At 43.8% G+C, this 13,893-nt stretch carries 14 protein-coding genes and 1 tRNA gene; 13 read left to right on the top strand and 2 right to left on the bottom strand.

The annotated features are described in order from the left end of the window. Nucleotides 1–62: 62 nt before the first annotated feature. Nucleotides 63–138 (bottom strand) — tRNA-Val (locus H571_RS0110780). A 474-nt stretch (nucleotides 139–612) separates the two neighbouring features. Between H571_RS0110780 and ccoN the strand changes: the two genes are divergently transcribed. The 12 genes from ccoN to H571_RS0110720 all read left to right on the top strand — a co-directional run bounded on the left by ccoN (nucleotide 613) and on the right by H571_RS0110720 (nucleotide 12,273). After that, entirely contained in the window at nucleotides 613–2,034 is a 1,422-nt protein-coding gene (gene ccoN, locus H571_RS0110775; RefSeq protein ID WP_027849319.1) for a cytochrome-c oxidase, cbb3-type subunit I, read from the top strand. Nucleotides 2,035–2,049: 15 nt separating this feature from the next. After that, complete coding sequence (ccoO, locus tag H571_RS0110770) at nucleotides 2,050–2,658, top strand: cytochrome-c oxidase, cbb3-type subunit II (RefSeq protein WP_027849318.1); 609 nt, start codon at nucleotides 2,050–2,052, stop codon at nucleotides 2,656–2,658. Between the two features lie 4 nt (nucleotides 2,659–2,662). After that, on the top strand, nucleotides 2,663–2,860 hold the full coding sequence (locus tag H571_RS0110765) for a CcoQ/FixQ family Cbb3-type cytochrome c oxidase assembly chaperone (RefSeq protein ID WP_027849317.1): 198 nt from the start codon (nucleotides 2,663–2,665) through the stop codon (nucleotides 2,858–2,860). Further along, nucleotides 2,844–3,851 (top strand): cytochrome-c oxidase, cbb3-type subunit III, encoded by a 1,008-nt coding sequence (ccoP, locus tag H571_RS14950; RefSeq protein ID WP_084482866.1) that lies wholly within the window; start codon nucleotides 2,844–2,846, stop codon nucleotides 3,849–3,851. The genes H571_RS0110765 and ccoP overlap by 17 nt, the downstream gene beginning before the upstream one ends. Before the next feature lie 169 nt (nucleotides 3,852–4,020). Continuing rightward, nucleotides 4,021–5,466 carry a cytochrome c oxidase accessory protein CcoG gene (ccoG, locus tag H571_RS0110755; protein ID WP_027849316.1) on the top strand — a complete coding sequence of 482 codons (1,446 nt, stop codon included), beginning with the start codon at nucleotides 4,021–4,023 and terminating at the stop codon, nucleotides 5,464–5,466. After that, the gene (locus H571_RS0110750; RefSeq protein ID WP_027849315.1) at nucleotides 5,466–5,969 is read left to right on the top strand and encodes a FixH family protein; all 504 of its coding nucleotides are present in this window, start codon (nucleotides 5,466–5,468) and stop codon (nucleotides 5,967–5,969) included. Before ccoG ends, H571_RS0110750 begins: the two co-directional genes overlap by 1 nt. Nucleotides 5,970–5,975: 6 nt before the next feature. Then, on the top strand, nucleotides 5,976–8,450 hold the full coding sequence (locus H571_RS0110745) for a heavy metal translocating P-type ATPase (RefSeq protein WP_027849314.1): 2,475 nt from the start codon (nucleotides 5,976–5,978) through the stop codon (nucleotides 8,448–8,450). A gap of 10 nt (nucleotides 8,451–8,460) precedes the next feature. Continuing rightward, nucleotides 8,461–8,670, top strand: coding sequence for a cbb3-type cytochrome oxidase assembly protein CcoS (gene ccoS, locus H571_RS14945; protein ID WP_036218134.1), 210 nt, complete (start codon nucleotides 8,461–8,463; stop codon nucleotides 8,668–8,670). Continuing rightward, nucleotides 8,667–9,347: a sulfite exporter TauE/SafE family protein gene (locus H571_RS0110735; protein WP_027849313.1), complete on the top strand. Its 681-nt coding sequence runs from the start codon at nucleotides 8,667–8,669 to the stop codon at nucleotides 9,345–9,347. Before ccoS ends, H571_RS0110735 begins: the two co-directional genes overlap by 4 nt. A 42-nt stretch (nucleotides 9,348–9,389) precedes the next feature. Further along, nucleotides 9,390–10,787 (top strand): oxygen-independent coproporphyrinogen III oxidase, encoded by a 1,398-nt coding sequence (gene hemN, locus H571_RS0110730; protein WP_027849312.1) that lies wholly within the window; start codon nucleotides 9,390–9,392, stop codon nucleotides 10,785–10,787. Between the two features lie 183 nt (nucleotides 10,788–10,970). Then, a complete protein-coding gene (fnr, locus tag H571_RS14940) occupies nucleotides 10,971–11,693 on the top strand; it encodes a fumarate/nitrate reduction transcriptional regulator Fnr (RefSeq protein ID WP_051168366.1) in 723 nt (240 codons plus the stop codon). 40 nt (nucleotides 11,694–11,733) lie between these two features. Next, on the top strand, nucleotides 11,734–12,273 hold the full coding sequence (locus tag H571_RS0110720; RefSeq protein WP_036218132.1) for an adenine phosphoribosyltransferase: 540 nt from the start codon (nucleotides 11,734–11,736) through the stop codon (nucleotides 12,271–12,273). A gap of 18 nt (nucleotides 12,274–12,291) precedes the next feature. Here the strand turns inward: H571_RS0110720 and ttcA are convergent, their stop codons facing one another. Then, a complete protein-coding gene (gene ttcA, locus H571_RS0110715; protein WP_027849310.1) occupies nucleotides 12,292–13,146 on the bottom strand; it encodes a tRNA 2-thiocytidine(32) synthetase TtcA in 855 nt (284 codons plus the stop codon). A gap of 142 nt (nucleotides 13,147–13,288) precedes the next feature. On the opposite strand from ttcA, the gene H571_RS0110710 reads away from it, so the two are divergent. Then, nucleotides 13,289–13,888, top strand: coding sequence for a DNA-J related domain-containing protein (locus tag H571_RS0110710; RefSeq protein WP_027849309.1), 600 nt, complete (start codon nucleotides 13,289–13,291; stop codon nucleotides 13,886–13,888). Nucleotides 13,889–13,893 lie beyond the last annotated feature (5 nt).

Raw genomic sequence — 13,893 nt, 5'->3', positions numbered from 1 at the left:
GCATTACAGTGAACTTTATCACAGGTAGGTATTTATTACGGTATACATCGAGTTGTAATAAATGGTGGGCGGTACTGGGTTCGAACCAGTGACCCCCAGCTTGTAAGGCTGGTGCTCTCCCAACTGAGCTAACCGCCCTTCCTGATGACGAAGCGCATTCTACATTCTTTTAAGGGACTGTCAAATCTTTTTTTAAACTATTTCAACCGCTTCCAATTTATTTTAAAGAAAAACCTGCTTCACCCTTGAAATTTTATACTAGCAGTAGCATTGAATTGCTTGCCCAAGCTAATAAAAGTTCACCTAAAAAAGCTTTTACTGCTAAAAAACCAGCATTTTAAAGAAAAAACTCATGTCAACCCACAATCAGACCTTCGTCTAAGTGGTATTTTGTCACATAGAGACAAGTCATTGTTTTAAAACGATTTATTAATATAAGTTATATTGAATATAAATAAATCTTAAACTAATAAGCACACTTAGGTTCAGGTCATACAGCGGCTGCGATAGAATGAGTAGGATCCATTGACTTGTATCATGGCTGGGAAACCTCAGCTCCTCGAAACTTGGCGCTGGATTCCTCCAAACTAACTGCTGTAATGGGAACCTGACATGAGCACAGCAATAGAACATTCTACCTACAACTATAAGGTGGTTCGGCAATTTGCCATAATGACCGTAGTCTGGGGCATCGTCGGCATGCTTGTCGGCGTCTGGATAGCGGCTCAATTGGCATGGCCACTTTTGAACTTTGACCTTCCATGGACAAGCTTCGGACGTTTACGTCCGCTTCACACCAATGCAGTAATTTTTGCATTTGGTGGTTCAGCATTATTTGCTACTTCTTACTATGTTGTTCAGCGCACCTGCCAGGTACGCCTAATATCTGACAAACTAGCCGCTTTCACCTTTTGGGGTTGGCAACTAGTTATCGTATTAGCAGCCATCACTCTACCTTTGGGTTTAACTCAGGGTAAAGAGTATGCAGAGTTAATCTGGCCTATTGATCTGCTGATCGCTGTAGTCTGGGTAAGCTATGCCGCTGTATTTATCGGTACAATTTACAAGCGTAAAACCTCGCACATTTATGTTGCGAACTGGTTCTTTGCTGCTTTTATCTTAACCGTAGCGGTGTTACACATTGTAAACAGCATGCAACTGCCAACTAGCCTAACTCACTCCTATTCCATCTACGCTGGTGCGACAGATGCAATGGTTCAGTGGTGGTACGGCCATAACGCAGTAGGCTTCTTCTTGACCGCTGGCTTCTTGGGTATGATGTACTACTTTGTACCTAAACAAGCTGAGCGTCCTGTTTACTCCTACCGCTTATCAATTGTGCACTTCTGGGCTTTAATCTGTGTTTACATGTGGGCTGGTCCTCACCACCTTCACTACACAGCTTTACCTGACTGGGCACAATCTGTAGGTATGGTTATGTCGCTGATTCTACTTGCACCTTCTTGGGGCGGTATGATCAACGGTATGATGACCCTGTCTGGTGCTTGGCATAAACTACGCACAGACCCTATCCTACGTTTCCTAGTTGTTTCTCTATCCTTCTACGGTATGTCTACCTTTGAAGGCCCGATGATGTCGATTAAAACCGTTAACGCCCTATCCCACTACACTGACTGGACTGTTGGTCACGTACATGCGGGTGCTTTAGGTTGGGTTGCAATGATTTCTATCGGTTCTGTTTACCACATGATTCCTAGACTGTTTGGCAAAAAAGACATGCACTCTGTTGATCTAATTAACGTGCATTTCTGGCTATCTACAGTGGGTACTGTTCTTTACATTACCTCTATGTGGGTTAACGGCATCATGCAAGGTCTAATGTGGCGTGCAGTGAATGCTGACGGTACATTAATGTACACCTTTATCGAATCAGTTGAAGCGAGTCACCCTGGCTTTATCGTTCGTTGGTTAGGTGGTGTTCTTTGGCTAACGGGTATGCTGATTATGGCTTATAACGTCTATATGACTGTATCCAGCAAGGCTTCCGAAAAAGCTGCTGCACAAACGGCCTAATAAGGGGTTAGCTGAATGAAACACGAAATAGTAGAAAAGAACGTTGGCTTAATGATGGTTCTTATCTTGGTTGTAATCAGCTTTGGTGGTCTTGCTGAGATCACTCCGCTGTTTTTCCAAGATAGCACCACTAAGCCAGTAGAAGGCTTAAAGCCACTTAATGCGCTAGAAATTGAAGGCCGTGACATTTATGTGCGTGAAGGTTGCTATACCTGCCACTCACAAATGATTCGTCCTTTCCGTGCTGAAACTGAGCGTTACGGTAACTACTCAGTAGCGGGTGAGTTTGTTTATGATCACCCCTTCCAGTGGGGTTCTAAGCGTACTGGTCCAGACTTAGCCCGTGTTGGCGGTCGCTACAGTGATGACTGGCACTATGCTCACTTGTTCAATCCTCGTGATGTAGTACCTGAATCCGTTATGCCTGCTTATTCTTGGATGAACTACCAAGTAATGGATGGCAGCAACACCGCCACCAAAATGCAGCGTCTAAGAGTGCTTGGCGTACCTTACACCGATGAAGATATCGCAGGTGCAAAGGATTTCGTTAACGGGAAAACCGAAATGGACGCAGTTGTTGCCTACTTACAACAACTGGGCACTGTCCTAAAAGACACACGGTAAGGTTATGGATATCAACGTTTTTCGTGGCCTCATGTCAGTCGTCTTACTCTTCGCCTTTCTTGGCATTATTGCTTGGGCTTATAGTAAGAAGCAAAAGAAGTCTTTTGATGAGGCAGCTAACCTGCCTTTTGCTGACGAGGCTGAAAACGACGACCCTAACCTAGATGCAAGCTCATCACTGGAGAATAAAAAGCATGACTAGCCAAGCCATGAGCGGCTTCTGGAGCCTGTGGATTTCAGTAATCACCCTCGGTGTGATTGCCTTCTGCTGGTGGCTCCTTTATGGAAACCGCAAAACCGATACAGCTCAGGCAGCTAATGGTGAAGTCGAAACCACTGGCCACGCGGCTGATGGTATCGAAGAATATGACAACCCCCTGCCTCGCTGGTGGTTTCTTATGTTCGTTACCACCATAGTTTTTGGCCTTTGTTACCTAGCACTCTACCCAGGCCTAGGTAACTTCAAAGGTTTATTAAACTGGAGTTCTACAGGTCAATGGGAAGATGAAATGGCTCACGCAGAAGAGTTTTATGCGCCCATTTTTGATCAGTACGCCCAAATTGACGTTCAGACTTTAGCTAATGACCCTGATGCTATGCAGGTAGCTAACCGCCTCTACCAGAATAACTGTGCTGTTTGTCACGGCTCTTCTGCACGTGGTGGTTATGGCTTCCCTAACTTAACCAATAACAGTTGGCTTTATGGTGGCGACGTAGAAACCATTCGTCATACCATCATTAATGGCCGTAACGGCCTAATGCCACCTTGGGTTGATATGTTGGGTGACGAAGGTGTAGACACCATGTCTCACTATGTTTTAAGCCTTTCTGGTTTAGAGCATGACGCTGCTAAAGTACAAGAAGCAGCGCCTATGTTCCAAGCTATCTGTTCTTCCTGTCACGGTAGTGATGGTAAGGGTAGTGCAGCAATGGGCATAGATAGCATAGGTGCACCTGACTTAACTGCTAACACTTGGTTGTACCAACAGCCAGGCGAAAGCGTTTATGATTCAGTTAGCTACACTCTGCGCCACGGTCGTAACGGTTTAATGCCTGCTCAGGCACGCTACCTAGACTATGGTGTTGAACTACCAGCTAACCTTGATTCACTGACTCCTAAAGAGAAAGCTGAATTAATGCCCAAACTTCACCTAGTAACGGCTTATATCTATAGCCTAAACCAAGGTAAGTAAGCACTAGCTTTAGGGAATGCGGCAGGCTGTCGCATTCCCTTTTGCTTTTTACTGGGGGATAGTAGCAAAATACAGATAGAAAATTCCTTTCTAAGAAAACCACGCTTGCTTTTGCACGCACAAGGTTTCAGTTTTACCGTAAAGCTAACTCCAGCCTGGTGATGATTGAATGACTGATAAAATTCCTACCCAAGACGTAACGCCCGTTAATGCAGGAAGCAAACGCAAATCTCCCACTACGGGTGGACCACAAAACCAACTCTACGCACGACGCAAACACATTTATGTAAAACGTGTACAAGGGCTTTTCCAAAAGCTTCGTGCTACAGCTAGCTGGGTACTATTAACCGGTTTTTTCTTAGCCTCTTTTATTCCCTATGGTGACCGTCAAGCTTTACTGTTTGATTTACCTAACCGCCAGTTCCATTTTTTTGGCACCACCATTTTTCCTCATGATTTTATGTTGCTGGCTTGGCTACTCATTATTTTAGCCTTCACACTTTTTTTTGTTACTAATTTTGCAGGTCGTGTTTGGTGTGGTTATAGCTGTCCTCAGTTTGTTTGGACTTGGTTATTTATTTTTGTTGAAGATAAAACTGAAGGTAGCCCCAACCAGCGTAAAAAGCTTAACCAAGCACCCTGGTCTGCCAACAAACTGCTTCGCAAAGGCAGCAAACATTTAATCTGGCTACTTATTGCTGTAGCAACCGGCATTGCTTTCTTAGGGTATTTTTCACCTATACGTGAACTGATTCCTCGTGTCTTTACTTTTGATTTAGGGCCTTGGGAAACCTTCTGGCTAGGTTTCTTTATTTTCTTCACCTACCTATTTGCTGGCTGGTTACGTGAGCAAGTCTGTATTTACATGTGCCCCTATGCACGCTTCCAAGCGGTTATGTTTGATAAAGACACACTTATTGTTTCTTATGATGCTGCTCGTGGTGAGCCACGCGGTAGCCGCAAAAAGTCAGCTGACCCAAAAGAGTTAAACCTAGGCTCCTGCATTGATTGTGACCTGTGTGTGCAGGTTTGCCCTGTCGGCATTGATATTCGCAATGGCTTACAGTATGAGTGTATTACCTGTGCCGCTTGTATTGATGCCTGTGACCAGGTTATGGATAAAATGAACTATCCACGCGGTCTAATTCGCTATACAACAGAAGAAGAGCTTGCTGGGCGTACCACTAAAATTTTGCGTCCACGTTTAATAGGCTACTTTACTGTTTTAACGGCTATGGTCATTGCTTTTGTTATTGCTCTTAGCGGTCGAGTGCCATTAGAACTAGAAGTATTACGTGACCGCAACCAACTTTTCCGTATGGTTAATACGGGAGAAATAGAAAATAGTTACCTTATTCGCATTGCTAATAAAGACCAGAAAACGCATACCTACAAGCTAAGCTTACAAAATGCTGAAGGTATAAGAATAGACTCAGAAACTGTGTTTACTCTGGTAGCAAGCGAGGTTCAACAGTACCCTATTCAATTAATCGGTGATCCCAAGCAGTTACCAAAATCACCTGCAATTGAAATTGAAATGCACCTTGAGTCTGAATCTGACCCAAGCATTAAAAGCACTCGTACATCACGCTTCTACATAAGGGCATCTCGTTAATGAGTAGCAAGTCTAACAATCAACCTTGGTATAAAAATGGCATGGTTTGGCTGGCGTTCTCGCCGGCCATTGCCGGTGTATTAACAGGGCTAACCCTACTGGTTGTCGGTTCAATTAATTATGACGGGACCGTAAACGAAAACTACTACAAAGAAGGCCGAGGCATTAACCAGTCCTTTGAGCAAGACCGTGTTGCAGAAAGAAAAGGTTTAAAGGCCAGCCTTAGCTTTGCTCAGGGCAAGCTTAATATGACTTTGGTGGGTGACTTAGCTCCATTTCCAGACCAACTACTTGTTTTAATGGAAAACCCTACCCGCTCATCCTTAGATTTTTCTGTACCAGTTCAACACCTTGGCTCTGGTCGCTACCTAGGCAACCTGCCACAAAAAGTAGCTTATGACTGGGATGTAAAGCTTTACGGGCCGCAAAAAGAATGGCGACTTTATGGTCGTGGTCATTTTCCTTTGCAGCAACCTCTAGATCTTTTGCCTAGTAAGCGCTAAATCACCATGTCACAGGAATCCTGTTTTCACTGCGGTGAACCTGTTCCCCAAAATAGCCACTTTAGTGTCACCGTTAACGAGCAACAAGAAAGCCTCTGCTGCCCTGGCTGCGAGGCTGTTGCAAATGCAATCGTTTTTGGTGGGCTAGAAAGCTACTATAAGTTTCGTACTGAACTACCAGCTCGCCCTGAGCTAAGCGAAAGTGAATTAGCAGAGCTTGCCGTTTACGATGCGCCCGAGTTGCTGCAAGAGTTTGTGCATGTTAACGACCAAGGTTTTGCTGAAACCACCCTAGCTATTGATGGTATTACCTGTGCTGCCTGCGCTTGGTTGATTGAAAACCAAATCAATAACCTAGAAGGCGTTGAGTACACAGGCGTTAATTTAACCTCGCAACGCACCAGTTTGCGCTGGGATATTAACAAACTTCCTTTTAGTAAATTACTGGCTGAATTCAAATCTATTGGTTACAGCGCTCAACCTTGGCAAGCTGATGAACAGCAAAAAAAGCTAGAAAAAGAACAGAAAACTGCCATACGTCGTTTAATTGTGGCTGCCTTAGGTTCCATGCAAGCCATGATGTTTGGTATTTCCTTAGAAGCGGGCATGTTGGCCAACTTTATGGAACCCGAGTTTATTCTTCTTTTTCAGTGGCTTTCTTTTCTGGTCACCACGCCCGTTGTTATCTATTCAGCTTGGCCCTTCTTTACTAGCGCTTTAAACGAGCTTAAAAACCGTCGCTTAAATATGGATGTACCCGTTTCACTAGCAATAGGGCTTGGCTATTGTGCTAGTGTCTGGGCTTTAGTGACCCAAACGGGTGAACTGCACTTTTATGCAATTGCCATGTTTACCTTCTTTCTGCTCTTTGGCCGCTATATAGAAATGCGAACCCGCCACCGTATTGGTAGTGGTGGTAACGCGCTACAAGATTTAATTCCTCAAGCGGCTATTTTACTTGATGAAAACCAACAAGAGAGTTTTATCCCTAGCCGCAACCTTAAAGCTGGCGACTTAATTTTGGTAAAGCCAGGCCACACCTTTCCTATTGATGGTGTGATAGTTAGTGGTCACTCCAGCGTTAATCAGGCCACCATGACTGGTGAATACCTACCCGTTTCATGTCATCCGGGACATCAAGTTTTAGCTGGCACACAAAATATCGACAGCCCACTGACCGTTCGTGTTGAAAAAACAGGCCAAGATGTTCGCCTTGCTAGTATTTCCCGTTTAAGTGAACGCGCACTTGCTGAAAAACCCCGCATTGCCAGTATTGCTAACGAAGCCTCACGCTATTTTGTGGCAGCCTTGCTTATTATTTCAGTGGTGGTTTTTACTGTTTGGATGGGTATTGATGCATCCCGTGCTTTTTGGGTACTTATTGCCTTACTTGTTGTCACCTGCCCTTGCGCCCTTGCGCTAGCTACACCTACTGCACTAGCCGTTGCTAACGCCACGCTCGCTCGCCAAGGTGTTCTTATTACTCGTGGTCATGTGCTAGAGGGTTTAGCCAAAGCAGACCATATTATATTTGATAAAACCGGTACGCTTACCGAGGGAAGGTTAGAGCTAAAATCTGTGCTTTGGTTAGGAACTGAAGATGACCCTCGTAAAAATAAAATCAAAAGCTATGCTGCTGCACTTGAAGCTCAATCAGAGCACCCCATAGCTCGTGCTTTTGCTGAGATGCGTGATCCCAACCTGATTGCTGAATCTATCCAAGCTTTCACTGGACAAGGTTTAAGTGCACAAATTGCTAACCAAGAATACCGCTTAGGTCGGGCTGATTTTGCTTGGCCTACCGACCTACTTAAACCACCTGAGCAAGAAGGCCAATGGCTACTTTTTGCTGATGATAAAACGCCCCTTTGCTGGTTTCGATTAAGCGACCAGCTCCGCCCAGATAGCAAAGCCATGCTAAACGAACTAAAAGAAATGGGAATCACCTTTGAATTGCTCTCTGGTGACCAAGAAGGTTCAGTTAAAAGCATAGCTAAAGAACTTGGTGTAACTCACTTTACTGCCAATGCGACACCAGAGCTTAAACTAGAACGCCTGCAAGCCTTACAGAAAAAAGGCCGACAAGTTATTATGGTGGGTGATGGTGTGAATGATGTTCCAGTGCTTGCTGGAGCACAAGTTTCTATCGCCATGGGCGATGCTACAGATCTAGCTAAAACCAGTGCTGACACCCTCTTACTCTCAAGTCGATTAATTAGAATTCCTCATGCGCTACAAAAAGCACGTATGACTTATCTGGTTATTAAACAAAACTTGATGTTGTCATTAGTGTATAACCTGATTGCGCTCCCTGCTGCTAGTATGGGTTTAGTACCACCCTGGCTTGCTGCCTTAGGTATGACCAGTAGCTCACTACTCGTTGTGCTTAATGCCTTGCGCTTAAGAGATAAAGCCAGTGAGCAACGCCTGAGCGAGCAAAAGAAGCAAGTGCAAACTCAGCAATCTGCCAAAAGTACTTAAGAGGCACACTATGAATATATTATTTCTGCTGATTCCCTTATCAATTGTACTATTAAGCCTTGCTATATGGGCCTTTTTTTGGGCGGTTAAAAATGATCAATTCGAAGATTTAGAAGGACCTGCCTACTCTATTCTTTTTGATGATGACGAACCTCAGCACAGTACAGCTGACAAATCGACTAGCGAAGAAGCTGACGCCAGCGAAACCAGTAAAAAATGACCGAACTACTAAGTGCCGGACTCATCACCGCCTTTATTGCGGGCCTTTTAGGTGGTGGCCACTGCATAGGTATGTGCGGCGGCATTGTTAGTGCTTTAAGTTTTGCTTTACCCCCCAGTCGCCGCCACCCCTTGCGTATTGCTGCCTTAATGCTGACCTACAACCTAGGTCGCATTATCAGCTACATGCTGGCAGGTATGTTAATTGGTGGTTTAGGTCAGTTACTTATTGGTGAAATTAAAGCCATCACCCAACTACTCAGTTGGCTAGCTGTTTTAATGCTAGTGCTTATGGCGTTTTATGTCGGCCAATGGTGGACAGGACTCACTCGCGTTGAAGCCTTGGGCAAATACCTTTGGCGTTACCTAGAACCTTTAGGCCGTAAACTTATGCCGGTACAAAACCCGGGGCAAGCCTTATTGATTGGCTTAATTTGGGGCTGGTTACCCTGTGGGTTAGTTTATTCAATGCTGCTACTTGCTTTAAGTAGTGGCTCTAGCCTTAACGGTGGGCTACTTATGTTGGCTTTTGGTTTAGGTACACTACCTACCCTACTAGCTACAGGTGCTGCTGCTAGGCAGCTCACTGCTTTACTGCGCCAGCCCTTGTGGCGTCAAGCTTCAGCAGTATTACTTTTAGGCTTTGCTTGCTGGTTAGCCTGGCCCTTAATGAGTTAACAAAAATCCAACCCTTTTGACCGCATAAAAAGAGGCGAAACAATGAGCCAAGTAAATCATAAAAACTTTGAGTGGAACCCTAAGCTGGTCGATCGCTATAACCTAGCTGGGCCTCGCTACACCTCCTATCCTACAGCACCTCAATTTCATGATGCTTTTCAGTCAGATGAATTTACCCAAGCACTGATCAACAGCAATGCAAGCGCAGCACCCTTATCCCTTTACTTCCACATTCCTTTTTGTGCCAAAATTTGCTTCTACTGTGGCTGTAATAAAATTGCCACCCGCGATACAGGCCGTTGCGAACCCTATTTAGAGCACCTCATTAAAGAAATGGACTTGGTTGCCAAACACCTAGATACCAGCCGCCCAGTCAACCAATTGCATTGGGGTGGAGGCACACCTACTTTCTTATCTCATGAACAAATGCGAGAGTTAATGCGCGAAACGCGTAAACGCTTTAACTTGCGTGACGATGATCTAGGTGATTACTCAATTGAGATAGATCCACGAGAAATAGAGCCAGATACCCTAGCCCTGCTTAGAGAAATTGGCTTCAACCGTGTTAGTTTTGGCTTACAAGATTTAAACCCTAAGGTGCAAGAAGCAGTAAACCGCGTACAGCCCAGAGACATGACTGAAGGTGCAATTATTCAAGCCAGAGAACTCGGCTTTCGCTCATTAAATTTAGACCTAATTTATGGGCTGCCGCATCAAACACCCGAAACCTTTGCTGCTACCTTAGAAGAAGTGATAGAAATTAACCCTGACCGCTTGTCAGTTTTTAACTATGCTCATTTGCCTGAACGCTTTAAACCCCAGCGTCGTATTAACGCCGATGACCTACCTAGCCCTGATGACAAGCTAAAAATTCTTGAACAAACCATTACTCGTCTAGTCGATGCTGGCTATGTATTTATTGGCATGGATCATTTTGCCAAACCTGAAGATAGCCTAGCCATAGCCCAACAAGAAGGTCGCCTGCACCGTAATTTCCAAGGCTATACAACCCACTCAGAATGCGACTTAATTGCTATGGGTACGTCTTCAATTAGCCAGGTAGGGCCAACCTACGCTCAGAATGATTATGATACCGAAAGCTATGAAGCAAAAATTGGTCAGGGTCGTTTTGCTACGATTAAGGGCATGACGCTTAGCCAAGACGACCTGATTCGTCGTGCGGCAATCAACCAACTTATCTGCCACTTTAGTTTAGATGGTGATTTTTTTGCAAAGCAGCATAAAATAAACTTTGCTAACTATTTTGCTAAAGAGCTTAACCTATTAAAACAACACCAAGCCGATGGTCTGCTAAACATAGAAGGTAATCAGCTAGAAGTCACACCAGCTGGTCGTTTACTTATACGCAGCATCTGTATGGTATTTGATGCCTATTTAGACCAAGAGAGCATAGGAAAAGCATTTTCTAGAATTATCTAAAAATTAACCGACTAACAATAATCCTAGGCAGCTAGGGTAAAACCTTAGCTGCATTGCCTTGTCACTTAACTCATGGTAAAAGTAGTTGCGTTATGTCAAGTTTTTGAACTAGGAGTGTTGGTGATGAACAGCAGATTACAAAAAAAAGGAAGTTGCCTGAACCTAAGTAAAGAGCCACGCTGTATGACTTGTAGCCTAAGTTCACTCTGCTTGCCTTTATCGCTAAATTTAGAAGATATAGATCAACTCGACAATATTATAAAGCGTCGTCAACCCTTAAAAAAAGGTGAGCATCTATTTCGACAAGGTGATGCCTTCGATTCAGTTTATGCCGTTAGGTCGGGTAGCTTAAAAAACTACATAATGACTAACGATGGCGAAGAACAAATTACCAACTTCCATCTCCCTAGTGAGCTAGTTGGTTTAGATGGTATAGATTGCGTCTCCTACCCAGTTTCAGCCAAAGCCTTAGAAACCACAACCGTTTGTGAAATTCCTTATTCACGCCTTCAAGAGCTTTCCAACTCACTTCCAGACTTACGCCGGCAAATTTTTAGTTGCATGAGTAAAGAGCTGCGTGAAGACAAACAAATGATGCTTTTACTATCTAAAAAAAGTGCAGAAGAAAGAGTTGCTACCTTTTTAGCTAACCTATCTGCTCGCTTTAAGCGTCGTGGTTATTCCCCTTATACCTTCCGCCTACCTATGTCACGTAACGAAATAGGCAATTACCTTGGCTTAGCTGTAGAAACTGTCAGCCGTGTCTTTACTCGTTTTCAAAGCACAAAGATGATCGCAGTCAATGGTAAAGAAGTTCATATTACGGATAGACAACAATTATTAGAAGTAGCTGATTTAAATGACTATGATGCAGAGATAGGCAGTAAAGTTGCTGCAAGCCAATAAAGCTACTGCATTCAGTTAATCAATTAAGAGGGTAAAACTCATGCTTGATGAATTTTCACTTAAACAGCTAGTTAAAATACACAAGGATTTTCCCAAAAAAGGGTCTTATACTCGCGACCTATCAAGTCTTCTGAATGAAACGGGTGCGCTGCACTTTATTACGAGTGAGCTAGCCCAGCGCTATTTAGGCTCTAAAATCGACCGTATTGTTGCTTTAAAAGGCCGTGGCACTATGTTTGCTGCTGTTCTAGCCTATCGGTTAAACCTACCTCTAGTGCTTATTAGAGACTTTGGGGAAGAGCCAGGTGAAGTATTATTTGAACGAGCACCTAGCACCCAAGGCGATCGCACTTTAGAAATGCGCCAAGGTATGCTTAACGAAGGCGACAGAGTACTGTTATTTGATGATATTTTAGCCAGTGGCGGCAGCTTAATTGCAGCAGCAACACTTATTCGCCGCCAAAATGCTGAAGTGCATGAAGTTGCTACCTTAATAGATTTGCCCGACAAGGGCGGTAGCGAGCGCCTGCTTGAACTAGGCATTAGCGCTTACTCCATTATGGCCTTTGAAGGCGAATAGCACCCCTAAGCATTAATTTTAGGCTTCTGTAGCCAGAGCATTCACTAGTTGAATTCTATCTGCCATAGCTCTGGCTCTTTCTTCTTCTAAACCGGCAAAATCAAAAGCACTGGTGTCCGCCAACTGCGAAGGTGCTACCTTTTGCAAAGCATTAGCCATGGTTTCAATTCGTGCTGGGTACTGCTTTTCCCAATCAGCCAACATGCCTTTAATAACCTGACGCTGTAAGTTTTCTTGAGAGCCACACAGGTTGCAGGGAATAATAGGAAAATCCATTTGCTCAGCAAAAGCCAGAATGTCTTTTTCGCGGCTATAAGCTAACGGCCGTATAACAATATTCTTTTTATCATCCGATAACAGTTTAGGTGGCATCGACTTTAAGCTGCCACCAAAGAACAAATTCAAAAACAAAGTTTCTAGCATGTCATCTTTGTGGTGACCCAAAGCAATTTTGGTTGCACCTATTTTTTCTGCAAAACCATAAAGGTTGCCACGGCGTAAGCGAGAGCATAATCCGCAGGTAGTCTTGCCTTCGGTAATTTTTTCTTTAACGATACTGTAGGTATCTTTTTCCAGAATATGAAAAGGCACACCTACTTTTTCTAAATAAGCTGGCAACACTTCTTCAGGAAAGCCAGGTTGCTTTTGGTCTAAATTAACCGCCACTAACTCAAATTGAATGGGTGCACTTTTTTGTAAGGCCATTAAAATGTGTAGAAGTGTAAAAGAGTCCTTGCCTCCTGAGAGACAGACCATAACCTTGTCACCTTCCTGTATCATGTTAAAGTCAGCAATGGCTTGGCCCATTTCTCGGCGCAGGCGTTTTTGTAATTTATTAAATTCTTTTCGGGCTTTAGGAAGCAAATCCTGCATGGTCATTACCATTTACTTAGTGATCAAAGGCGCAAGTTAACTAAAGTCTCATAAAATGTAAATGGTCTAAAGCGTATTCTATCTCGCTTAGCCCTGCTAACATCCCCGATTAGAAAAAAAGATATTTAAGGCCATCTAAGCTATGACAGCGTTACAGGAAACTAGACTTTTTGAAGATCTAATTGAGGTTTTACGTTCTTTTCCAGAGGGCGTTAACGAACATACTTTATTAAAAGCGCTAGATGAAAAAGGAACAATTAAGCTTGAACCAGACACTTTTAGTGACAATGTAAAGCTCTTTCGTACCCATTTTCTACTTTACAATGCCCTTTACCAGTTACGAGATGACTTGTGGCGAACGGCTAAAGGCCACCTAGAAATAACTGCCGTGCGCCTACAGTTACAAACCTATATGCCTGGTAGCCCAGCCTTACAAGAGCATGATCCTATGCGAGACTATTATCTTGATATGGACATGTTGGAAAAAACCACCCAGCAAGACATAGAAACCGCACTCAATAACTTTTGGAAGCGTCTGCATGAAGAAAGTGTTTTTAGCGGTGGCGGTCTTAAAGCCAAAGCACTTAAAACTCTGGGTCTGCAAGAAGGTGTTTCAAGTAAAGAAATCAAACTCAGCTACCGCAGACTTGCCATGCAGCACCACCCAGACCGAGGTGGCGATGCAGAGAAACTACAAACCATTAATGAAGCAATGGAAGTATTGCGCCCTTTGCTTAAATAATTGCT

This window comes from Marinospirillum minutulum DSM 6287 (genome assembly GCF_000422325.1).
Classification (GTDB): domain Bacteria; phylum Pseudomonadota; class Gammaproteobacteria; order Pseudomonadales; family Halomonadaceae; genus Marinospirillum; species Marinospirillum minutulum.
Note: the sequence above shows the minus strand (reverse complement) of the source record. Positions and strands in the feature narration are given on the sequence as shown.

Bases quoted from the DNA above. Each gene is read 5' to 3' on its own strand.
- ccoN (WP_027849319.1), top strand. From the start codon at position 613: ATGAGCACAGCAATAGAACATTCTACCTACAACTATAAGGTGGTTCGG.
- ccoO (WP_027849318.1), top strand. From the start codon at position 2,050: ATGAAACACGAAATAGTAGAAAAGAACGTTGGCTTAATGATGGTTCTT.
- H571_RS0110765 (WP_027849317.1), top strand. From the start codon at position 2,663: ATGGATATCAACGTTTTTCGTGGCCTCATGTCAGTCGTCTTACTCTTC.
- ccoG (WP_027849316.1), top strand. From the start codon at position 4,021: ATGACTGATAAAATTCCTACCCAAGACGTAACGCCCGTTAATGCAGGA.
- H571_RS0110750 (WP_027849315.1), top strand. From the start codon at position 5,466: ATGAGTAGCAAGTCTAACAATCAACCTTGGTATAAAAATGGCATGGTT.
- H571_RS0110745 (WP_027849314.1), top strand. From the start codon at position 5,976: ATGTCACAGGAATCCTGTTTTCACTGCGGTGAACCTGTTCCCCAAAAT.
- ccoS (WP_036218134.1), top strand. From the start codon at position 8,461: ATGAATATATTATTTCTGCTGATTCCCTTATCAATTGTACTATTAAGC.
- H571_RS0110735 (WP_027849313.1), top strand. From the start codon at position 8,667: ATGACCGAACTACTAAGTGCCGGACTCATCACCGCCTTTATTGCGGGC.
- hemN (WP_027849312.1), top strand. From the start codon at position 9,390: ATGAGCCAAGTAAATCATAAAAACTTTGAGTGGAACCCTAAGCTGGTC.
- fnr (WP_051168366.1), top strand. From the start codon at position 10,971: ATGACTTGTAGCCTAAGTTCACTCTGCTTGCCTTTATCGCTAAATTTA.
- H571_RS0110720 (WP_036218132.1), top strand. From the start codon at position 11,734: ATGCTTGATGAATTTTCACTTAAACAGCTAGTTAAAATACACAAGGAT.
- ttcA (WP_027849310.1), bottom strand. From the start codon at position 13,146: ATGCAGGATTTGCTTCCTAAAGCCCGAAAAGAATTTAATAAATTACAA.
- H571_RS0110710 (WP_027849309.1), top strand. From the start codon at position 13,289: ATGACAGCGTTACAGGAAACTAGACTTTTTGAAGATCTAATTGAGGTT.